The following is a 19,844-nucleotide window of genomic DNA, read 5'->3' as shown; positions in this document are numbered from 1 at the left end:
GGGTTCGCCTCGCGGAACACCGTCCTGGTGGGTATAGCTCAGTTGGCAGAGCGCCTGGTTGTGGTCTAGGAGGTCGCGGGTTCGAGCCCCGTTACTCACCCCAGTTGTACGAGAACGAGCGCGGAAGGCCCGGAGTCGATGGCTCCGGGCCTTCCGTCGTTCCGCCGCCGGAGATCCGTCCGCTCCCCTACCCGATCGACGACGAGAGGCCAGGCGATGCTCACCCTCGACGAGGCCGAGTTCGAGACGCTGGTCGTCGCCGAGCTCGACGCCCTCCCGGACGACATGGTCGACGGGCTCGAGAACGTCGTCTTCGTGGTCGAGGACCGTCCCGAGGACGGCTCGCTCGACCTGCTCGGCCTCTACGACGGCGTCGCACTGACCGAGCGCGAGCGCTACGGCTTCGGCGAGATGCCCGACCGGATCATCCTCTACCGCGAGCCGCACCTCGCCGCCTGCGAGACGCTCGACGAGCTGCGCGACGAGATCCACGTCACCCTCGTGCACGAGATCGCGCACTTCTACGGCATCGACGACGACCGCCTGCACGAGCTCGGCTGGGCCTGACCCCTCAGCGGGGAGGAACAGCCTCCGGGTCGCTCGAGTCGAGCACCAGGTCGGCGCCCTCGCGGGGACGCTCGCGTGCGCAGTAGCGCCGGAACTGCTCGTCCCAGGAGTCCCAGTGCGGCTCGAAGAGCGCGCCGTCGCGGGCGAGCGCGCGCTGCTTCCGCTGCGCCTCGTCCGCCTCGATCCAGACGGTGAGGTCGGCGAAGCGCCGGCTCCGCTCCCCCGCGGCGCCGCAACCCTCGAGCAGGAGGAGCGGTCCCTCGGCGGTGCGCGGGCCAGCGGTCGTGTCGGCCGCCCAGTTCCAGGCCTGCCAGCGCGCGCCGAGCCCGAGCGCGTGCGGCCGGACGATCCGGTCCGCCGCGATCGCGACCGAGCGGTCCAGCCCCGACCAGCCGGGGTAGACGTCGTCCATCCGCACGAGCGCGGCCGCGGGAGCGCGGGCGGAACGCCGCAGCTCCGCCAGCAGCGCCAGCGCGAACGTCGACTTCCCCGATCCGCTCGGGCCGTCGAGCAGCACCGTGCGCGCGCGGCGGGCCACGAGGCCGGCGGCGAGTGACCGTGCGGTCGCCCCGGTGAGGTGCTGCGGGTCAGCCATTCAGCACGAAGCTCCAGGCGCCGGTCAGCACGGCCGCGGTGACCGCGACCGCCGCGATCGCCGCGCCGCCCAGCATCAGCAGCCCGTCGAACGCGTCCAGGCGCGACTCCCTCGCCCAGGTTCGCGGGGTGTCCGAGCCGAAGCCCTTCGCCTCCATCGCCGTGGCGAGTCGGCTGCCGCGCCGGATCGCCAGCACCAGCAGCGAGAAGCTGCGGGCGCCGAGGCTCTTGAGCGCGGCGATCGGCCCGCGTCCGTCGGCCACGCCCCGCGCGCGGCGCGCCATCGCGAGGGTGCGCCAGTCGTCGGTGAGCAGGCCGACGAGTCGCATCCCGGCGAGGCCGCCGAGGACGAAGCGCGCCGGGAGCCGGAGGATCTGCGCGAGCCCGTCCGCGAGATCGGTCGGATCGGTCGTCGCGATCAGCACGACGCTGGGCAGGCCGATGGCGAGCACGCGCAGGGCGATCGCGGCGCCGAGCGCGACGGAGCCCTCCGTGACGGAGACGAAGAGGAACTGCCCGAGCACCGCGCCGCTGTCGCGCCCGTAGAGCACGGTCGTGATCCCCGCGAGCGGCGCCGCGATCCACACCGGAGCAGTGCGGCGCACCAGGTCGCCGGGACGCAGCCCGACGAAGGGCAGCACGAGCAGCTCGAGCGCGAGCGCGGTCGCCGCGGACACGACGTCGACCGTCAGGATCAGGACGACGGCGATGACGAGGCTCGCGACGAGCTTCGCGACGGGGTTGGCACGGGCGATGCGGCCGCGGGCCGGAATCGCGTCCAGGAGCGTCATCCGGTCACCGCCGTCGGCTCGCCGAGGCGCACCACGGCGTCGGCGAGGGCGGACACCAGGTGCTCGTCGTGAGTGACGGCGAGCACGGCGCGGCCGTCCGCGCGCAGCTCGGCCAGGAGGTCGACGACCACGTCCCAGGTCCGCCGGTCCTGCCCGAAGGTCGGCTCGTCGAGCACGACGACGGCGGGACGCCGGACCAGCGCCGACGCGACGGTGAGCCGCCGCTTCTCACCGCCGGAGAGGGTGAACGGGTTCGCCTCGGCGAGGTGCGCGAGGCCGAGGCGCTCGAGCAGTTCGTCGGCGCGGCGCCGCTCCGCCTCGTCGCGTGCACCGAGGTGCAGCTCCTGGCGGACTCGCGCCGTGAGGAACTGGTGCTCCGGCTCCTGGAACACCATCGCGACCCGGTCGGCGAGCTGCCGCGAGCTCCAGCGGTGCGGGTGCGGAGACGCTCCGTCGCGCACCTCGGGAGAGGCGACGATCTCGCCCCCGGCCGGCGGGAGGAGACCGGCGAGCGTCAGGGCGAGCGTGGACTTGCCCGCGCCGTTCGGGCCCAGCACGGCGGTCACCCGGCCGGCGTCGATCGTCAGGTCGAGGCCCGTCGCGATCAGGGGCGGCGTGCGCCGGCCGAACACGGGACGGGCGAGATCGAGCGCGGCGGCGGTGAGGGCGGTCGACGCGGGTGCCGGTGACTCGACGCGCCGCTCCGGGTGCTCGCCGGGGAGCCAGACACCCGCTGCCACGAGGACACCGCGGGCGCGCTCGATCACGGGACGCGGCTCGCCGTCCGCGACGACCGTGCCGTCGGCGCCGAGCACGACGATCCGGTCGACGAGGTCGATCCAGACGTCGACGCGGTGCTCGACGACGATCAGGGTGGCGCCGGAGCGCGCCGTGGTCCGCTCGACCGCGGAGCGCACCTCCTCGACCCCGCGCGGATCGAGGTTCGCGGTCGGCTCGTCGAGCAGCAGGAGGCGGGGCTGCATCGCGAGGACGCCGGCGAGGGCGAGCCGCTGCTTCTGCCCGCCCGAGAGCGCGGAGGTCGATCGGTCGAGGGCGACGTCGAGACCGACGTCGTCGAGCGCGCGCCGCACCCGCGCCGGGATCTCCCCGCGCGGCACACCGAGGTTCTCGCAGGCGAAGCCGACGTCGTCGCCGACGCGGGCCAGCACGGCCTGGGTGTCCGGGTCCTGGAGGACGAGACCGGCCACTCCGCGGCGCTCCGCCGGCGAGGCGCCGTCGATGCTCAGCTCGCCCTCGTCGGCGCCGTCCTCCTCGCCGCCGAGCACCCCGGCCAACGCGTGCAGGAGCGTGCTCTTGCCCGCGCCGGACGGACCGAGGAGCAGGACGCGCTCGCCCGGCTGCACCTCGAGGTCGAGCCCGGTCACGGCCGCGGTCGACCGGCCCGCGTGGCGCCAGCTCCAGCCGCGGGCCCGGATCGACGCGCCGCTCATCGAGCGCCCGCGCCCGCCCCCTCGACCACGCGACCCTCCCGGCCGGAGACGAAGCGGTCCAGCGCCCCGGAGGCGGCGAGGCCGCGCACCGCGAACCAGGGCAGGAGCCCGGCGAGGACGGCGCCGGACACGAGCGACGAGACGACGTAGACCGTGCGGAACAGGTCGTCGACGGCGGGGTAGTAGACCAGCAGGTCGTTGACGGCCAGGGCGAGGCCCGCGCCCGCTCCGGCGAGCATCGCCACGAGCGGGCGACCGCTGCGGTAGAGGAAGAGGGCGAGCACGATCTCGGCGCCGAGGCCCTGGACGAGGCCGGAGAGCAGGACGGCGAAGCCCCACTGCGTGCCGATCAGCGCCGAGACGACCGCCGCGAGCAGCTCCGTGTAGAGCGCCGCGCCGGGCTTGCGGATGATCAGTCCGCCGAGCACGCCGGCGAAGAGCCAGCCGCCGCCGAGGAGGCCGCCGAGGCCGGGGAGGAACTCGAAGGCGACGCCGAGGACGTTGGTCGCGATGCCCCACGCCCAGAAGACGATGCCGGCGGCGACGGCCACGACGCTGGCCACGACGATGTCGACGACCCGCCAGCGGAGGTCCCGGGGACGGCCGGCTGAGGAGGGGGTGGACTTCTGCGCTGCTGAGTTCTGCGCGGAGGTGTTCTGCGCTGCTGAGTTCTGCGCTGCGTTGTTCTGCGCTGGTGTGTTCTGCACTGACGTGCCCTTTCGTGGAAGCGAAACGGGGCACGGGTCGAAGAAGAGGAGATCGAAACGTTCCTTCGCTGGCATGACCCAGATCAGGTTCGACGGTCGAAGGCTGCTGCCTTCCTCTCAGCCCGGTGCACCGGACTCCCGTGTTCGTCAGCAATCATAGACAGCATGTCGTGGTCGGTGGTGCTCGTCCTCGCCGCGGTCCTCGTGGTGCTCCTGCAGGTGCTGCTCTGGCGGCGCCGCTTCCGGATCCGCCGTGAGCTGCTCAGCTACGGCACGCGGGTGTCCGGTCGGGTGGTCGCCCAGGATCCGGCCCGCGGAGACGCCTCGGCGGCGCGCGATCTCGGTCGACTGCTCGTCGCCTACCGCCTCGTCGACGGCGAGGAGCGGCACCTGGTGAAGACCCCGCAGCGCCGGGGTGACGCCTGGATGGCGGGCGAGCCGGTCGCGGTCATCTACGACCCGCGGCGGCCGAACGACGCCGAGCGGCTGATCGTCGGCTTCGGCCGGACGAAGAAGACGTGGTTCTCGGCGCGGCCCCAGCGCTGAGGCCGCGCGCCGGAGCGGCTACTTCTTGAGCGCGCGGATGATCCGCGCGAGCGCCTTGCCGGAGACCCAGACCAGCGGGACGCCGACGGCGAGCACCGAGACGATGTTCGGCTGGAAGCGCAGTCCCAGGTCGTCCTTGATGTAGGCGCCGATCGGCACCACGGCACCGCCGCCGCCGCCTCCGCCGCCCTCCTGGCCGTCCTCGGAGCCGCTGCCGCCGCCGAAGCCGAACCAGCGGAGCGAGACAGGGACGAGCGAGACGCCGTCGACCTCGATCGGGTCTCCGTAGCTCGTCGCGGCACCCGCGGAGGTCACTTTGTCGGCCAGGGAGACAGCGATGTTGGGCATGGCCCGACGCTACTCCGCGGGCCGAACGGGCGACAAGCGGCGCACCGGCGCGCACAGGACTCCCCCACCTCCTCCCCGAGGTCTGCTGCGATGATCGTCGGATGCCGTCCCGCCCGCGCCGCCGCCGACCAGGTCGCGCCGCGACCGTCGCGGTCGCGAGCCTGCTGCTGGCGGCGTTCCTCGCCTTCCACCGCGTGCTGGGGGACGCGGCCGGCTGGCTGTCGGTGGTCGAGACCGCGATCCCGTGGTCCGGACTCGCGGTGCTCCTCCTCGTGGCCGCCGCGGTCGCCCTGCGCTCGCGCGGCGCCGGGGCGGCGGTGACCGTGCTCGTGATGGTCTACGGCGTGCTCGTGCTCCCGGTGGCGCTCCCCGCACCGGCGGTCCGCTCCGGATCGTTCACCGTGATCAGCCAGAACCTCGGCACCGGCGACGACGCCGGAGCGCTGGCGGCGGAGCTGGCGGCGAGGGAGCCGGACGTGCTCGCCTTCCAGGAGCTGGCCGGCGAGGATCGCGAGGCGGTCGACGCGGAGCTCTCGGACGCGTACCCGCACTCGTACGTGGTCGGCACCGTCGGGCTGTGGAGCCGCACCGAGCTCTCGAACGGCGAGCCGCTCGACCTCGGCCTGGACTGGAACCGCGCCCTCGCGGTCGACGTCGACACCCCGCTCGGGGCGACGCGGCTCTTCGTGGTGCACCTCGCCTCGTTCCGCCTCGGCGATCACGCCGAGCGCGACACGATGCTGGGCGGCCTCGCCTCGACGCTCGCGGACGACGCGTCGGACCGCACACTCGTGGTCGGAGACTTCAACACCGCGACCGACGACCACCTGCTCGCACCGGTCCTCGACCAGGCGGCGCTGGTCCGCACGTCCGGCATCGGCTTCCCGGCGACCTGGCCGGCTCTGCTGCCGCTGGTCTCGCTCGATCACGCTCTGGCGGACGGGGTGCCCGCCGCGACCCTCGAGGTCCTGCCGCCGAACGGCTCGGACCACCGGCCGATCAGTCTGACGATCGGTTCCGCGTAGCGAGGGTGTCGCTGATGTCGATGCCCTTGGCCGACTCCGGAGCGGAGCGCGAGAGCAGCGAGGCCGGCCGGACGGCGCCGGTGCCGAAGCGCGCCGAGACGCCGTCGACCGCGAGCTCGGCGTCGCGCCAGTCGTCCGAGTCGCTCCAGAGCGAGAAGGCGACGTCGTCGCCCTCGACGAGCTGCTCGCCGCGGACGCCGATCAGGCGCACGGGCCGGCGCAACGGGTTGGCCGCCTCGAGCAGCGCGGACGACGCGTCGTAGAGCACGCGCGCCACGTCCGTCGCCTCGGGCAGCGTGCGCGAGCGCGTCAGCGTGCTGAAGTCGCCGAAGCGGACCTTGACGGAGACGGTGCGGCAGCGCACGCCGGAGCGGCGCATCCGCACGGCGACCTTGTCGCAGAGGCGCAGCAGCTCGCGGCGGACCAGCTCGGGGTCGGCGACGTCGTCCGCGAAGGTGATCTCGTGGCCGGCGCTCTTCTCGATCTGCCGGATATCGACCGGTCGGGGATCGACGCCGTTGGACAGCGCGTGCAGGCGGCGGCCGGTGGCCTCGCCGAGGGCCGAGACGAGGGAGGCGAGCGGCGTGGTCGCCACGTCGGCGACGGTCCGCAGACCGCGCCGCACGAGCGCCTCCTCCGTGCTCGCACCGACGCCCCAGAGCGCGCTCACGGGCAGCGGATCGAGGAAGGCCTGGACGCCGTCGGACGGCACGACGAGCAGGCCGTCGGGCTTGGAGCGCCCGGACGCGAGCTTGGCGACGAACTTGGTGCTGGCGATGCCGACGGAGCAGGTGAGGCCGAGCTCGGCGTGCACGCGCCGGCGGATCTCGGTGCCGATGGCCCAGGGCGAGCCGGAGATGCGCCGCGCACCGGCGACGTCGAGGAACGCCTCGTCGATGCTGAGCCGCTCGACGAGCGGGGTGAAGGAGTCGAAGATCGCCATCACCCGGCGCGAGGCCTCGCGGTAGCGGTCCATGTGCGGCTCGAGGATGATCGCGTGCGGGCAGCGGCGGAGGGCGACGGCCATCGGCATCGCCGAGTTGATCCCGTACTTCCGGGCCTCGTAGGTGGCGGCGGTGACGACCGAACGGGAGCCGATGTGCCCGACGACGACGGGCTTGCCGCGCAGCTCCGGGTGCTCCAGCAATTCGACGGAGGCGAAGAACGCGTCCATGTCGACGTGCAGGATGCTCGCGCGCGGGTCGTCGAAGGGCTCGGTGGTGACCTGCCGTCCGCTGCCGTCCTGCTTGCTCACGTTCCGCCCTGCTCGAATGGCGCACCGCTCCCCTGACGGCGGTGCTTCCGAGGATCATGGTCGCACGCACCACCGACACCGGGCCGCCCTCGCACGGACCCGCCCCGGTGGGAATGGCGGCGCCGCCCAGGCGGTTGACCCGAGCACCCACGATCACTCCATCGGAGAAGACATGACGCACGAGCACGAGCCCGCCTCCCCCGACTCCGACCTGAGCCTCTGGCTCGACCTGCAGGCCCGCGCGCACGCCGCGTTCGAGATCCGCCTCGACGCGGTGGTCGACTGGACCGCGCCGACCCCCGACACCGAGTGGGACACGCGCGCGCTCGTTCTGCACGTCGTCCGCGAGCAGCAGCGGGCGCACACGCTGCTCTCCGGCGGCGACGAGTCGCCGATCCGCCTCGAGCCCGTCGCCGCCGATCTGCGGAGCGAGTGGACCCGTGTCACGACCCTGCTGCGCGCCGTGTCCCGCGAGATCGACCCCGCCGCGGAGCTCCGCCTCGGCCGCGACACCGTCACCGCCCTGGAGCTGCTGCAGGAGCAGGTCGCCGACATCACCGTGCACACCTGGGACCTCGCGCGGGCCACCGGCGCCGAGGAGGCGATGGAGGAGGGGCTCGTCGCCGCGGTCTGGGAGCTCTTCGCCCCGCAGGAGGAGACGCTCCGGGCGAGCGGGCTGTTCGCCGCCCCCGTGCCGATCGACACCTCCGCGCCGCTGCAGCGCCGGCTGCTGGCCGTCACCGGGCGCGACGACCGCCTCGCCGCCTGAGCCGCAGCACCTGAGCGGCGCCGCACGAGCCGCACCACCTGAGAACGACCCCAGGCTGCCGACGGCAGGATGGGGAGGTCCGCGCCCACCGCGCGGACGGCACCAGGGGCTCAGCGCCCCGACGAGGAAGGGACACCCATGACACGCGTCGCCGTCATCGGAGCACACGGCAAGGTCGGCCAGCAGATCCTCCATCTGCTCTACGACGCCGGACACGAAGCGGTCGGAGTCGTCCGCAACCCCGACCACTCGGAGGACATCGTCCGCCTCGGCGGCGAGCCGCTCGTCCACGACCTCGAGCACTCGACCGCCGAGGACTTCGCCGGTCGACTGGAGGGCGTGGACGCCCTGGTCTTCACCGCCGGCGCCGGACCCGACTCGGGTCCCGAGCGCAAGCGCACCGTCGACCTCGGCGCCTCCGTCCTCAGCCAGGAGGCGGCCGCGATCGCCGGCATCCGCCGCTTCGTGCAGATCAGCGCGATCGGCGTGGACGCCCCGCTCGACGACGACACCGAGGAGGGCTGGCGCGCCTACGTCGAGGCCAAGCGCGACGCCGACACGGCGCTGCGCAGCACTGACCTCGACTGGACGATCCTCCGCCCGGGTGGTCTGACCAACGACGAGGGCACCGGCCGGATCGAGCTCGGCGAGAGCGTCGAGCGGGGCAGCATCCCGCGCGAGGACGTCGCCGCCACTGTGATCGCGGTGCTCGCCGATCCCTCCTCGATCGGAAGGACCTGGGAGATCGTCTCGGGCGACGTCGCCATCGAGGACGCGGTCGCGAAGGGCGCCTGAGCGCTCACCGCCCGTCGGGCGCCGGGAGCCCTGCACCTAGAGTGGGGCGGGTGAGCACTCACCCGCCCCGCCCCTGGATCCGCAGCTACGCCGAGGGAGTGCCGGAGGAGCTGGAGCTCCCGGCCGGCTCGCTCGTCGACATCGTCACCGAGTCCGCGCGGCTCTACCCGCATCAGGTCGCGCTCGAGTTCTTCGGCCGCTCGACCAGCTACGCCCAGCTCGCGGACGACGTGGAGAGGGCCGCGGAGGGCCTGCGCCGGCTCGGCGTGCGGTCCGGCGACTCGGTCGCTCTGATCCTGCCGAACTGCCCGCAGCACGTGGTCGCCTTCTACGCGGTCCTGCGTCTCGGCGCGGTCGTCGTCGAGCACAACCCGCTCTACACGCCGCGCGAGCTGCGGCATCAGTTCGAGGACCACGGCGCGCGGGTCGCGATCGCCTGGGACCGCGTGGTGCCGCTCGTCCAGGACCTCCCCGAGGACCTCGGCGTCGAGACGGTCGTCTCCGTCGATCTGACCCGGGCGATGCCCGCGCCGATGCGCGCGGCGCTCCGGCTGCCGATCCGCAAGGCACGCGAGTCGCGCGCCGCGCTGACCGGGAAGGTCCGCGGCGCGATCGAGTGGGACTCGCTGCTGCGCCGCCGGCTCGACCCGGCGCACCCGCGGCCGACGGCGGAGGACCTCGCGGTCATCCAGTACACCAGCGGCACGACCGGCACCCCGAAGGGCGCGGAGCTGACGCACCTGAACCTCACGGCCAACGCCGCGCAGTCTCGCGCGTGGGTGCCGACGGTCCGTCGCGGCGACTGCGTCGTCTACGCAGTCCTGCCCATGTTCCACGCCTACGGGCTGACCCTCTGCCTCACCTTCGCGATGAGCATGGGCGCACGTCTCGTGCTGTTCCCCAAGTTCGATCCGGACCTCGTCCTCAAGGTCGTCCGGAAGCACCCGGCGACCTTCCTGCCCGCGGTCCCGCCGATCGCCGAGCGGCTCGCGCTGCGCGCGAAGGAGAAGGGCGTCTCGCTGCAGGGCATCGAGATCGCGATCTCGGGCGCCATGCCGCTCGACCCGGACCTGGTCGAGTCGTTCGAGGCGCTGACCGGCGGCACGCTCGTCGAGGGCTACGGGCTGTCGGAGACCTCGCCGGTGCTGATGGCGAACCCGGTCAGCACCGCGCGCCGGGCCGGCACTGTGGGGCTGCCGCTCCCGGGCACGGACGTGCGGATCGTCGATCCGGAGGACCCGGAGACCGAGGTCGAGGCCGGCGGCCAGGGCGAGCTCGTCGTCCGCGGCCCGCAGGTGTTCCGCGGCTACCACCGCAAGCCCGACGAGACGGCAGCAGTGTTCACCGCCGAGGGCTGGTTCCGCACCGGCGACATCGCGACGATCGACGAGGACGGCTTCGTCACCATCGTCGACCGGATCAAGGAGCTGATCATCACCGGCGGCTTCAACGTCTCGCCGTCGGAGGTCGAGGAGGTGCTCCGCCGTCTGCCCGCCGTCCGCGATGTGGCCGTCGTCGGCCTGCCGGACGCCCGGAGCGGCGAGCAGGTCGCCGCCGCGGTCGTGCTCGAGCCGGGCGCCCACCTCGATCAGGAGGAGGCGCGCCGCACCGTGCGCGAGGCGCTCACGCCCTACAAGGTGCCCAAGCGGATCGTCGTCGTCGACGAGCTGCCCCGGAGCATGATCGGGAAGGTGCTGCGCCGCGAGGTGAAGGCGCTGCTGCTCGACGAGTCCTGAGGCCGGGCGGTTCCCCGCCGACCTCAGGACTCGCGGGGGTCAGAAGTCGAAGCCGCCGCCGAAGTCGCCGCCGCCGATGTCGCCTCCGCCGCCGAAGTCGCCTCCGCCGTAGTCGCCCCCGCCGTAGTCGCCTCCTGCGTCGCCGGCACCGGCGTCGCCGCCGTCCGCTCCCGCGTCTCCGCCGTCTCCACCGTCGGCGCCCTCGGCCTGGACCGACTCGCCGACCCCGTCGGGGATGAACGCGTCGGCGATGGCCGAGCCGATCACGAAGCCGGCGATGGTGCCGAGCATCGACGACGCGAGCACACCGCCGAAGCCCATGCCGCCGGCGCCGCCACCGGAGAAGCGCCGCTCCATGAAGCCGGGCTGGCGCAGCTCGCTGCGGGTCGCGGACTGGGCGAGCGACTGCGCGTCGTCGGCGCGCGGGGCGTCGCCCGCGGGCGCACCCTCGCTGAGCTCGCGGAAGACCTGCTGGCGCTGCTCGGGCGTGAGCTGCTCGAACGCCTCGCGGTGCACCTGCTCGATCGCCTCGGGCGGCGCGGTGCGGAGGAGGTAGCGGTAGCGCTCGATCGCGATCTCGTCCTTGCTGCGCGCGGACTGCGCGGGCGGGGTGCCGTAGGACGGGGCGTCGGCGCGACGCTCCGCGGCCGCAGGGGCAGGGTAGCCAGCGGCGGGGCGGCGCTCCTCGGGTCGCTCTTCGCGGCCCAGCAGTCGGTCCAGGAATCCCATGATCTCCTCCTCGGCGCGGCAGGATGCGCACGCACAGCGCAACGCTATGCCTCACTCCGCAGTGATCGCTGAGGGTTCACTCAGAGCGAGCCCAGCGACGAGGATCGAGGGCGAGCGCGGGTCTCGATACGCCCCTCCGGGGCTACTCGACCAGCAAGAACCCGAGCTACGCCTCAAAACCCATGCTGATCGAGTAGCCCGCGCAGCGGGCGCATCGAGATCCACCAGCGTCAGAAGACGAGTCCGCAGACCCGCCCTGCTGATGACGGCGGGTCTCGATACGCCCCTCCGGGGCTACTCGACCAGCATGAAAGCGCCACCTCAGAGGAACGCCCGCCTTCCATGCTGATCGAGTAGCCCGCGCAGCGGGCGTATCGAGATCCACCAGCGTCAGAAGCCGAGTCTGCAGACCCGCCCTGCTGATGACGGCGGGTCTCGATACGCCCCTGCGGGGCTACTCGACCAGCATGAGGGCGCGGCTCGCGGCACGCGAGTCCTCTTCGTCGCGGTCAGGCGGACCCATGAGGGCACGGCTCGCGGCACGCGAGTCCCCCGCGGGGAGAGCGGCTCGCGGCATGCGAGTCCTCCTCGGGGCTCGGCTCGCGGAGTGCGAGTCCTCCTTGGGTGGGGGTCAGGCGGACTCGCGGAGGACGAGCTGGTGGCGGACGGTGCGCTGCACCGACGGGCCGCCCTTCGGGAGCTCGCCGGCGATCATGGCGACGGCGAGGTCGAGGGCGTGCCGGGCGAGCTCGTCGAGGTCGACGGCGAGGGTGGTCAGCGTCGGCGCGAGCAGCCGTCCGATCGAGAGGCCGTCGATGCCGACCACCCGGACGTCGCCGGGGACGTCGACCCCGGCTCGACGACAGGCGGAGAGCACGCCGAGCGCGCAGAGGTCGTTGAACGCGACGATCGCATCGGCGACCCGCGGCCGGGCGACGATCCGCTCGGTCGCCTCCGCCGCGGCCTGGGCGGTCGGGCCGTCGGCGCGCACGAGGGAGGGCTCCAGCTCGTGCGCGGCGAACGCGCGCAGCAGCAACTCCGCACGCCTGCTCGGCCGCGCGTCCCCCGAGACGTCGACGATCACCGGACGCCGCACGCCCACTCCGGCCAGGTGCTCGGCCAGCGCCTCGACCGCGTCGGAGTGGTCGAGCACGACCGCGGCCCGCAGCGGATCACCGGTGGGGTCGAGCTCGACCACGGGGACGGAGCCGAGCCGCTCGATCCACTCGGCAGCCCGATCGCCGAAGGTGCCGATCACCGCGTCGGTCTGCGCACCGAGCGCCTGGATCATCCGATCGGAGTCGGCGGCGAGGCCGACGTCCGCGAGCGACACGTTCCAGCCCCGCGCCGCGGCGACCCGGACGACGGCGGAGGCGAGCTCCGGCGACCACGGGTTCCGCAGGTCGTCGACGACGAGCCCGAGCTGGTGCTCGCCACCCGTCACCAGGCCGCGGCCGAAGCGCGACGGCCGGTAGGACAGCTGCTCCGCCGCCTCGAGGACCCGCTGCTTCGTCTCCTCGCTGATGCCCGGCATGCCGTTCATCGCCCGGGTGACGGTCTGGCGGGAGACCCCGGCGGCCGCGGCGACGTCGTGGATCGTCGCGCGGCCGCCGGCCTCGGCACCGCTCAGGCGCGGAGGTCGAGCCACGCCGTCTGCTCCGGAGTCAGCTCGATCGACAGTCCGCGCATCGACGAGCGCAGCTCGGTGATCGTGCGCGGTCCGAAGAGCGGGAAGGTCGGGAACGGCTGCGCGAGCACGTAAGCCAGGGCGATCGCCGTCGCTCCGACGCCGTGCTCGGCCGCCAGCTGCTCGGCCCGGCGGAGCCGCTCGAAGTTGTCCGGCCCGTAGTAGCAGCGCACCAGCTCGGCGTCGCTGGTGTCGTCCGGGCGGGCGCGGCCGGTGAAGAAGCCGCGGGCCTGCGAGGACCACGGCAGCAGCGGGACCTGCCGCTCGACCAGCCACTCCTTCGAGGCCCGGTCGGTGACGTGCACGCAGCCGTCCCACGGCACGTCGTACGCCTCGGCCAGGCCGAAGTGGTTGCTCAGCGCCTGGAAGCCGGCCCGGCCGTTGGCCCGGGCGTACTCCTGGGCCTCGTCGAAGCGCGCGGGCGTCCAGTTCGAGACGCCGTAGGCGCGGATCCGCCCGGCGCGCTGGTGCTCGTCCATCACGTCGACGAACTCGCCCACCGGCACCTCGAGGTTGTCGCGGTGCATCAGGTAGATGTCGGCGTAGTCGGTGCCCTGGCGCTCGAGGCTCTCGAGCAGCTGCCGGGTGAGCGACTCCGGATCGCAGTACGGGGTGTGCGCGCCCTTGGTGATCACGACGACGTCCTCGCGGATGCCGCGGTTCTCGATCCACTGGCCCAGGCGGCCCTCGAGCACGCCGCCGCCGTAGATGTAGCCGGTGTCGAAGGCGGTGCCGCCCTGCTCGACGAAGGCGTCGAAGATCGCCGAGGCGTGCGCGAGGTCGGGCTGGTTGTCGACGCCCATCACGAGGCGCGACATCCGCTTGCCGACCCCGGGGATCTCGCCGGAGAGCATCGGCGCGTCCGCGGCGACGCGCAGCGGACGGCCGGAGACGGTCGGGATGTCCGCGGTCTCGGCCTCGAACGGGAAGCGCAGGCCGACCGCGGCGCGCCAGCGGTCGAGCGTGCGGGCGGTGGCGAGCGTCTCGTCGAGGGTCATCTGCGGCACCTCGACGGCGCCGGCGGCGAGGGCGTCGGTCGTCGCGTCCGCCTCGAGCGCGTAGGGGCTCTCCCCCTCGAAGGCCACGATGCGGGGCTCCTCGCCCACGACGCTGATCTCGATGCCCGTCTCCGCGGCGCCGAACCACGGGTCGGCCACGTGCAGACGGCCGCGGGTGCCGTGGACGGTCAGGGCGTTCACGTCGTCCAGCGCCACTCCGGTGCGGAGGGTCGCGGTGATGCCGCCGCGGTAGGTCGCGCGGGCGACGCTCCACTCGTCGACGCCGGTCGGGCCGAGCGTGCCCTGTGCGTCGAACTCGACGGGCTCGGCGACGGCGACGCCGGTCGCGGCCTGGACCACGGCCGCCGCGGCGGTGACGGTGTAGCCGCCGACGTCGAGGATGCCGCCGCCGGCCGTCGCGAGGTCGTAGAGGCGGCCCTCGCGGGACCCGGTGCGGAAGGAGAAGGAGGCGTCGATGTGCACGACTTCGCCGATCACGCCGTCGCGGACGAGCTCGAGCAGCGCGGCGGTCTGCGGGTGGAAGCGGTACATGTACGCCTCGACGAGCGGGAGCCCGGCGCTGCGGGCGGCGTCGACGAGGGCCATCGCGGTGCCGTGGTTGACGGCGAGCGGCTTCTCGCAGAGCACGGCCTTGCCGGCCTCGAGCGCCTGGAGGACGAGCGCCGCGTGGCCGGTGTGCACGGTGGAGATGTAGACCGCGGTGACCTGCGGATCGGCGAGGACCGCGGCGTAGTCGCCCGCGCTCGCGTCCGGGAAGCCGTGCTCGACCGCTTCGGCGGCGAAGGCGGCGGCGCGCCCCTGATCGGAGCTGCCCGCCGCGACGAGCCGAGCCCCGCGGCTGCTCGCGGGGAGCTGGGAGAGGAACCGGCGCGCGATGCTGCCGGGGCCGAGCACCGCCCAGCCGGGTGCGGTGGTGGTGGTCGGGGTGGAGTCGGTCATGCGTGGCCCTTTCGCGGCGTCGTCGACGTGAACGTTCACGCACCACGCTAGGGCGGCAGGAGGAGGCGGGTCAAGCGTGGCGCGGAACGAACTCGTGAACGTTCACCACGCGAAGAGAGACGCTCCCCCGCCGCCGCTCCCGAGGGAGGCGGACGGGCGGAGGAGCGCCGGGATCACTTCTGCTTCGGGACGACCACCCACATCACGAGGTACGCGATGATCTGCGGCCCGGGGAGCAGGCAGGAGAGCACGAACAGCAGCCGGACCAGGAAGGGGCTCCAGCCGAAGCGGTTTGCGAGGCCGGCGCAGACGCCGGCGATGATCTTGCCCCGACGGGGGCGCACGAGAGTAGCCATGCCTCCACTCTGGCGCAGGGCCGCTGAGTGGAGCATCAGGGGAACCCCCCGAAGCGGGCTAGGGGGTGCCGCCCGGCCGCTCGGAGGCGATCCGCCGGGTGAAGCCGGCGGCGGCCCGCGCGTCCTCCTCCGGCCAGACGAGGCGGAAGCGCTCGAAGACGACGATGCCGACGCCGCCCGGCGACTCGCGCTCGAAGTAGCGGCGGTGCCCGGCCAGCCAGGACTCCCGCGAGCGGTCGTTCTCGCCCTCGTCCCAGGCGAACGCGTCGTCCACACTGTCGAGCGGACCGAGACGGATCTCGACGGTCCGCAGCACGACGCGCGCGACACCGGCGCCGTCGCAGACGATCCAGTGGTCGCCGACGCGGGGCACGGGCTCGTCGCCGACGAGCGAGGCCGTCGCGGTCTTGACGCCGCGCCGCACCAAGGCGAGCAGCTGGTCCGCGAGCTCGACCGAGTCGCCGAACGACTCGACGAGGGGCAGTTCCTCGGGCGCGATCGGCTCGTGCGCCCGGTAGGCGGCCCAGAGCGCTTCCGCCGCCGTGAGGTCCGGCTCGGGCAGCGGGGTGCGCGCCGGAGTGTCGGGGAGCAGCGGGAGCAGGTTGGCCCCGGCGAGGGCGGCCGGCTCCTCGGGGTGGTTGTCGGGGGTCTCGACGTGCTCGAACGGCCAGCGCAGCAGCAGCCAGCGTCGCGCATAGGCGTCGAGCTCCTCCTCGAGGCGGGACCCGACGAGGCTCGGCACCACCCACCAGGAGGCCTCCGCACGGTCGTCGCCGACGGGCCGGACGCTCAGGGCACCGAGGACCTCGGTCCAGTCCGCGCCGACGAGGAGGTAGACGAAGAGGCGCCGCTCGCGCGCGGCGGTCTCGAGCAGCCGGAGCGCGCGCAGGTCGTCACCCGGCGACGCGGAGGGCAGGCCGCTCGGGTCGCCCTCGGGCAGCAGCGCGGCGAGCCAGCCGCGGCGCTGCCCGATCACCGGGTGCAGCAGATCCGCGTCACTCGTCACGAGCGGGCGGAGGAACGCCCCGCCCGGCAGATCGAGCCGAGCGGGGACGGACGCGTCGCCGGGCAGAGTGCTCACGCCGCCGTCCGTCCCCCGCGCATCGACTCAGCCGGCCGCGCGCTCGAGGACGAGCTCGCGGACGCGGGCGGCGTCGGCCTGGCCCTTCATCGCCTTCATCACCGCGCCGATGACTGCGCCGGCGGCCTGGACCTTGCCGTCCCGGATCTTCGCGAGCACGTCGGGCTGCGAGGCCAGGGCGGCGTCGATCGCCTCGATCAGGGCGCCGTCGTCCGAGACGACCGCGAGCCCGCGGGCGTCGACGACCTCCTGCGGGGTGCCCTCGCCGGCGATGACACCCTGGAGCACCTCGCGGGCGAGCCGATCGGTGAGGGTGCCCGCGTCGATCAGCCCGGCGAGCTCGGCGACCTGCTCGGGCGACACCAGCTCGGCCGGATCCTGCCCCGCCGCGTTGGCGAGCCGGGCGACCTCACCCGTCCACCACTTGCGGGCGGCCTGCGGCGACGCGCCGGCGGCGACGGTCTCGCTGATCTCGACCAGGAGACCGCTGTTCGCGACGTCCTGGAACTCGAGGTCGGTGAAGCCCCAGTCGGCCTTCAGCCGACGGCGGCGGGCGGCGGGCTTCTCGGGCAGCGCGGCGCGCAGCTCCTCGATCAGCTCGGGGCTCGGCACCACGGGCAGCAGGTCGGGCTCGGGGAAGTAGCGGTAATCGTCGGCGTCGCTCTTCGGGCGGCCGGCCGAGGTGCGGCCGGTGTCCTCGTGCCAGTGCCGCGTCTCCTGCGTGATCGTGCCACCGGCGGCGAGGATCGCGCCCTGGCGCTGGATCTCGTAGCGCACCGCGCGCTCGACCGAGCGGAGCGAGTTGACGTTCTTGGTCTCGGTGCGGGTGCCGAGCGTCTCCTGGCCGATCGGCTTGAGCGAGACGTTCGCGTCGCAGCGGAGGTTGCCGCGCTCCATCTTCGCGTCGGAGATGCCGAGCGCGAGGACGATGTCGCGGATGGTGGCGACGTAGGCCTTGGCGTACTCCGGAGCGCTCTTGCCCGCGCCGTGGATCGGCTTCGTGACGATCTCGACCAGCGGGACGCCGGCGCGGTTGTAGTCGACCAGCGAGTACTCCGCGCCCTGGATGCGGCCGGTGGAGCCGCCGACGTGGGTCAGCTTGCCCGCGTCCTCCTCCATGTGCGCGCGCTCGATCGGGATGTGCACGACGCTGCCGTCGGCGAGCTCGACCTCGACCGAGCCCTCGAAGGCGATCGGCTCGTCGAACTGCGAGATCTGGTAGTTCTTCGCCATGTCCGGGTAGAAGTAGTTCTTCCGGGCGAAGCGGCTGGACGGCGCGATCGAGCAGCCGAGCGCGAGGCCGAGGCTGATCGAGTAGCGGACGGCCTGCTCGTTGACGACCGGCAGCGAGCCGGGCAGGCCCAAGCAGACCGGCGTCGTGTTGGTGTTCGGCTCGGAGCCGGCGATGTTCGGGGCGTCCGAGAACATCTTCGTCTTCGTGTTGAGCTCGATGTGCACCTCGAAGCCGAGGACCGGCTCGAAGCGATCGAAGACCTCGTCGTAGTCCATCAGCTCGGGGGCGGACGCGTGCGCGGAGGCCATCAGACGGCACCTTCCTGGGGGGCGGAGAGCTGGGCGGCGGCGAGATCGGGCGCCTGCGAGAGCAGCGGGTGGCCCCACTGCTCCTCCAGGAGCGCCTCGAGCGCGCCGCCGACGGTGTAGAGCCGGACGTCCTGGCGGGCGGGGGCCAGGAACTGGACGCCGACCGGGAGACCGTCCTCATCGGCGAGACCGGCGGGGACCGAGATGCCGGGGATGCCGGCCAGGTTCGCCGGGATCGTGGCGATGTCGCCGCGGTACATCGCCAGCGGGTCGTCGAGCTTCTCGCCGAGCCGGTAGGCGGTGGTCGGCGCGGTCGGCGACGCGATGACGTCGACGGACGCGAAGGCGGCGTCGAAGTCGCGCTGGACCAGGGTCCGCACCTTCTGCGCGCTGCCGTAATAGGCGTCGTAGTAGCCCGCCGAGAGCGCGTAGGTGCCGAGGATGATGCGGCGCTTCACCTCGGGGCCGAAGCCCTGCTCGCGGGTCGCGGCCATGACCTGCTCGACCGTGCCGCCGCCCTTCGGGGTGACCCGGAGGCCGAAGCGGACGGAGTCGAACTTCGCGAGGTTGCTCGACGCCTCCGCCGGGAGGATCAGGTAGTACGCCGCGACGGCGTGCTCGATGCTCGGCGCGCTGACCTCGACGATCTCGGCGCCGGCCTTCTCGAGCACCGCGAGGGCCTCGTGGAAGCGCGCGAGGACACCGGGCTGGAAGCCCTCCCCCCCGTCGAGCTCCCTGAGCACGCCGATCCGCAGGCCCTTCACGTCGGCGCGGCGGACCGCATCGGCGAAGGAGGGCCACTCGTCGCGGAGCGAGGTCGAGTCGCGCGGGTCGTGCCCGGCGATGACGTCGTGCAGGAGCGCCGAGTCCAGGACCGTGCGCGAGACCGGGCCGATCTGGTCGAGGCTCGAGGCCAGGGCGACGGCGCCGTAGCGGGAGACCCCGCCGTAGGTCGGCTTGACTCCGACGGTGCCGGTGACGTGCGCGGGCTGGCGGATCGAGCCGCCGGTGTCGGAGCCGAGGGCCAGCGGCGCCTCGTAGCTCGCGACGGCCGCAGCCGAGCCGCCGCCGGAGCCGCCGGGGATGCGGTCGAGGTCCCACGGGTTGTGGGTGGGGCCGTAGGCGGAGCGCTCGGTGGTCGAGCCCATCGCGAACTCGTCCATGTTGGTCTTGCCGATCGGCACGAGGCCGGCCGCGCGGACCTTCTGCATGACGGTCGCGTCGTAGGGCGGGCGCCAGCCCTCGAGGATGCGCGAGCCCGCGGTGGTCGGCATGTCGTTCGTGACGATGACGTCCTTGACCGCGAGCGGGACGCCGGCGAGCGGGTGCAGCGACTCGCCCTCGGCGCGGCGGCGGTCGATCACCTCGGCCGTCGCGGTCGCGGCGTCGCCCGCGACGTGCAGGAAGGCGTGCACTGCGCCGTCGACGGCGGCGATGCGGTCGAGGTGCGCCTGCGTCGCCTCGCGCGAGGAGACGGAGCCGTCGGCGAGGCGCGAGGCGAGGGCGGAGGCGCTGAGGCGGACGAGCTCGTCGCCGTGGGCGCTCACTGCTCCTCCCCCAGGATCGCGGAGACCTGGAAGCGGCTGCCGTCGTGCTCGGGAGCACCGGAGAGCGCCTGCTCGAGGGTCAGCGTCTCGCCCACGACGTCGGGGCGGAAGACGTTCTCGAGCGGGATGGGGTGGCTGGTGGCCGGGACGTCGGGCGTGGCGACGGCCTGGATCGCCGTCACCGAGTCGACGATCTGACCGAGCTCCCGGGTGAGGTTCTCGATCTCCTCGGTGGTGAGGTCGATCCTGGCCAGCGAGGCCAGATGGGCGACCGTGTCGGCCGTGATCTCGGACATGCGTCTCCGTCGGGTGGTTCGTGGGAATCGGCGTCCAGTCTAGCCAGGGGCACCGACGCTCCCT

General features: G+C 73.5%; 20 protein-coding genes, 1 tRNA gene and 1 riboswitch. Of the genes, 7 read left to right on the top strand and 14 right to left on the bottom strand.

Annotated features, from left to right (window positions below; translation table 11 throughout):
- Positions 1 to 27 precede the first annotated feature (27 nt).
- Together EDF17_RS06800 and EDF17_RS06795 are read left to right on the top strand one after the other, a co-directional pair.
- Positions 28 to 103: transfer RNA gene (locus tag EDF17_RS06800), tRNA-His, on the top strand.
- A 113-nt stretch (positions 104 to 216) separates the two neighbouring features.
- Positions 217 to 567: a metallopeptidase family protein gene (locus EDF17_RS06795; RefSeq protein ID WP_123445773.1), complete on the top strand. Its 351-nt coding sequence runs from the start codon at positions 217 to 219 to the stop codon at positions 565 to 567.
- Between the two features lie 4 nt (positions 568 to 571).
- Here the strand turns inward: EDF17_RS06795 and EDF17_RS06790 are convergent, their stop codons facing one another.
- The 4 genes from EDF17_RS06790 to EDF17_RS06775 are packed head-to-tail and all read right to left on the bottom strand — an operon-like array spanning position 572 to position 4,110.
- Positions 572 to 1,162, bottom strand: coding sequence for an ATP-binding protein (locus EDF17_RS06790; protein WP_123445772.1), 591 nt, complete (start codon positions 1,160 to 1,162; stop codon positions 572 to 574).
- On the bottom strand, positions 1,155 to 1,952 hold the full coding sequence (locus tag EDF17_RS06785) for an energy-coupling factor transporter transmembrane component T (protein WP_123445771.1): 798 nt from the start codon (positions 1,950 to 1,952) through the stop codon (positions 1,155 to 1,157). Before EDF17_RS06785 ends, EDF17_RS06790 begins: the two co-directional genes overlap by 8 nt.
- Positions 1,949 to 3,403 carry an ATP-binding cassette domain-containing protein gene (locus EDF17_RS06780; protein ID WP_166649612.1) on the bottom strand — a complete coding sequence of 485 codons (1,455 nt, stop codon included), beginning with the start codon at positions 3,401 to 3,403 and terminating at the stop codon, positions 1,949 to 1,951. The genes EDF17_RS06785 and EDF17_RS06780 overlap by 4 nt, the downstream gene beginning before the upstream one ends.
- Entirely contained in the window at positions 3,400 to 4,110 is a 711-nt protein-coding gene (locus EDF17_RS06775; protein ID WP_123445770.1) for an ECF transporter S component, read from the bottom strand. The genes EDF17_RS06780 and EDF17_RS06775 overlap by 4 nt, the downstream gene beginning before the upstream one ends.
- A gap of 43 nt (positions 4,111 to 4,153) precedes the next feature.
- Positions 4,154 to 4,261, bottom strand: a riboswitch (TPP riboswitch).
- A gap of 14 nt (positions 4,262 to 4,275) precedes the next feature.
- Between EDF17_RS06775 and EDF17_RS06770 the strand changes: the two genes are divergently transcribed.
- Positions 4,276 to 4,656: a DUF3592 domain-containing protein gene (locus tag EDF17_RS06770; RefSeq protein ID WP_123445769.1), complete on the top strand. Its 381-nt coding sequence runs from the start codon at positions 4,276 to 4,278 to the stop codon at positions 4,654 to 4,656.
- 18 nt (positions 4,657 to 4,674) lie between these two features.
- Here EDF17_RS06770 and EDF17_RS06765 read toward each other — a convergent pair whose 3' ends face one another.
- A complete protein-coding gene (locus tag EDF17_RS06765; RefSeq protein ID WP_123445768.1) occupies positions 4,675 to 5,004 on the bottom strand; it encodes a hypothetical protein in 330 nt (109 codons plus the stop codon).
- A gap of 101 nt (positions 5,005 to 5,105) precedes the next feature.
- Here EDF17_RS06765 and EDF17_RS06760 point away from each other — a divergent pair, with 101 nt between their 5' ends.
- Positions 5,106 to 6,029 (top strand): endonuclease/exonuclease/phosphatase family protein, encoded by a 924-nt coding sequence (locus EDF17_RS06760; RefSeq protein WP_123445767.1) that lies wholly within the window; start codon positions 5,106 to 5,108, stop codon positions 6,027 to 6,029.
- Here the strand turns inward: EDF17_RS06760 and dinB are convergent.
- Positions 6,004 to 7,284 (bottom strand): DNA polymerase IV, encoded by a 1,281-nt coding sequence (gene dinB, locus EDF17_RS06755; RefSeq protein WP_123445766.1) that lies wholly within the window; start codon positions 7,282 to 7,284, stop codon positions 6,004 to 6,006. The two genes, EDF17_RS06760 and dinB, sit on opposite strands and share 26 nt — an antisense overlap.
- Positions 7,285 to 7,456: 172 nt before the next feature.
- Here dinB and EDF17_RS06750 point away from each other — a divergent pair, with 172 nt between their 5' ends.
- From EDF17_RS06750 to EDF17_RS06740, 3 genes are all read left to right on the top strand, one after another.
- Positions 7,457 to 8,053: a TIGR03086 family metal-binding protein gene (locus tag EDF17_RS06750; protein WP_123445765.1), complete on the top strand. Its 597-nt coding sequence runs from the start codon at positions 7,457 to 7,459 to the stop codon at positions 8,051 to 8,053.
- A gap of 138 nt (positions 8,054 to 8,191) precedes the next feature.
- A complete protein-coding gene (locus tag EDF17_RS06745) occupies positions 8,192 to 8,848 on the top strand; it encodes an SDR family oxidoreductase (protein ID WP_123445764.1) in 657 nt (218 codons plus the stop codon).
- Between the two features lie 50 nt (positions 8,849 to 8,898).
- Positions 8,899 to 10,584 (top strand): long-chain-fatty-acid--CoA ligase, encoded by a 1,686-nt coding sequence (locus tag EDF17_RS06740; protein ID WP_123445763.1) that lies wholly within the window; start codon positions 8,899 to 8,901, stop codon positions 10,582 to 10,584.
- A gap of 39 nt (positions 10,585 to 10,623) precedes the next feature.
- Here the strand turns inward: EDF17_RS06740 and EDF17_RS20115 are convergent, their stop codons facing one another.
- The 8 genes from EDF17_RS20115 to gatC form a co-directional block, all read right to left on the bottom strand.
- Positions 10,624 to 11,313 carry a hypothetical protein gene (locus tag EDF17_RS20115; protein ID WP_185019958.1) on the bottom strand — a complete coding sequence of 230 codons (690 nt, stop codon included), beginning with the start codon at positions 11,311 to 11,313 and terminating at the stop codon, positions 10,624 to 10,626.
- Positions 11,314 to 11,944: 631 nt separating this feature from the next.
- On the bottom strand, positions 11,945 to 12,961 hold the full coding sequence (locus EDF17_RS06730; RefSeq protein ID WP_123445762.1) for a LacI family DNA-binding transcriptional regulator: 1,017 nt from the start codon (positions 12,959 to 12,961) through the stop codon (positions 11,945 to 11,947).
- The gene (locus tag EDF17_RS06725; protein WP_123445761.1) at positions 12,940 to 14,958 is read right to left on the bottom strand and encodes an aldo/keto reductase; all 2,019 of its coding nucleotides are present in this window, start codon (positions 14,956 to 14,958) and stop codon (positions 12,940 to 12,942) included. The genes EDF17_RS06730 and EDF17_RS06725 overlap by 22 nt, the downstream gene beginning before the upstream one ends.
- 173 nt (positions 14,959 to 15,131) lie before the next feature.
- The gene (locus tag EDF17_RS06720) at positions 15,132 to 15,314 is read right to left on the bottom strand and encodes a PspC domain-containing protein (protein ID WP_123445760.1); all 183 of its coding nucleotides are present in this window, start codon (positions 15,312 to 15,314) and stop codon (positions 15,132 to 15,134) included.
- A gap of 58 nt (positions 15,315 to 15,372) precedes the next feature.
- Positions 15,373 to 16,395, bottom strand: a complete 1,023-nt coding sequence (locus EDF17_RS20235) for an ASCH domain-containing protein (RefSeq protein WP_243732810.1) — start codon at positions 16,393 to 16,395, stop codon at positions 15,373 to 15,375.
- Between the two features lie 27 nt (positions 16,396 to 16,422).
- Positions 16,423 to 17,937 (bottom strand): Asp-tRNA(Asn)/Glu-tRNA(Gln) amidotransferase subunit GatB, encoded by a 1,515-nt coding sequence (gene gatB, locus EDF17_RS06710; RefSeq protein WP_123445759.1) that lies wholly within the window; start codon positions 17,935 to 17,937, stop codon positions 16,423 to 16,425.
- A complete protein-coding gene (gene gatA, locus EDF17_RS06705) occupies positions 17,937 to 19,484 on the bottom strand; it encodes an Asp-tRNA(Asn)/Glu-tRNA(Gln) amidotransferase subunit GatA (protein WP_123445758.1) in 1,548 nt (515 codons plus the stop codon). The genes gatB and gatA overlap by 1 nt, the downstream gene beginning before the upstream one ends.
- Complete coding sequence (gatC, locus tag EDF17_RS06700; RefSeq protein WP_123445757.1) at positions 19,481 to 19,780, bottom strand: Asp-tRNA(Asn)/Glu-tRNA(Gln) amidotransferase subunit GatC; 300 nt, start codon at positions 19,778 to 19,780, stop codon at positions 19,481 to 19,483. The genes gatA and gatC overlap by 4 nt, the downstream gene beginning before the upstream one ends.
- Positions 19,781 to 19,844 lie beyond the last annotated feature (64 nt).

It is taken from the genome of Rathayibacter sp. PhB1, assembly GCF_004362935.1.
GTDB lineage: Bacteria > Actinomycetota > Actinomycetes > Actinomycetales > Microbacteriaceae > Rathayibacter > Rathayibacter festucae.
Note: the sequence above shows the minus strand (reverse complement) of the source record. Positions and strands in the feature narration are given on the sequence as shown.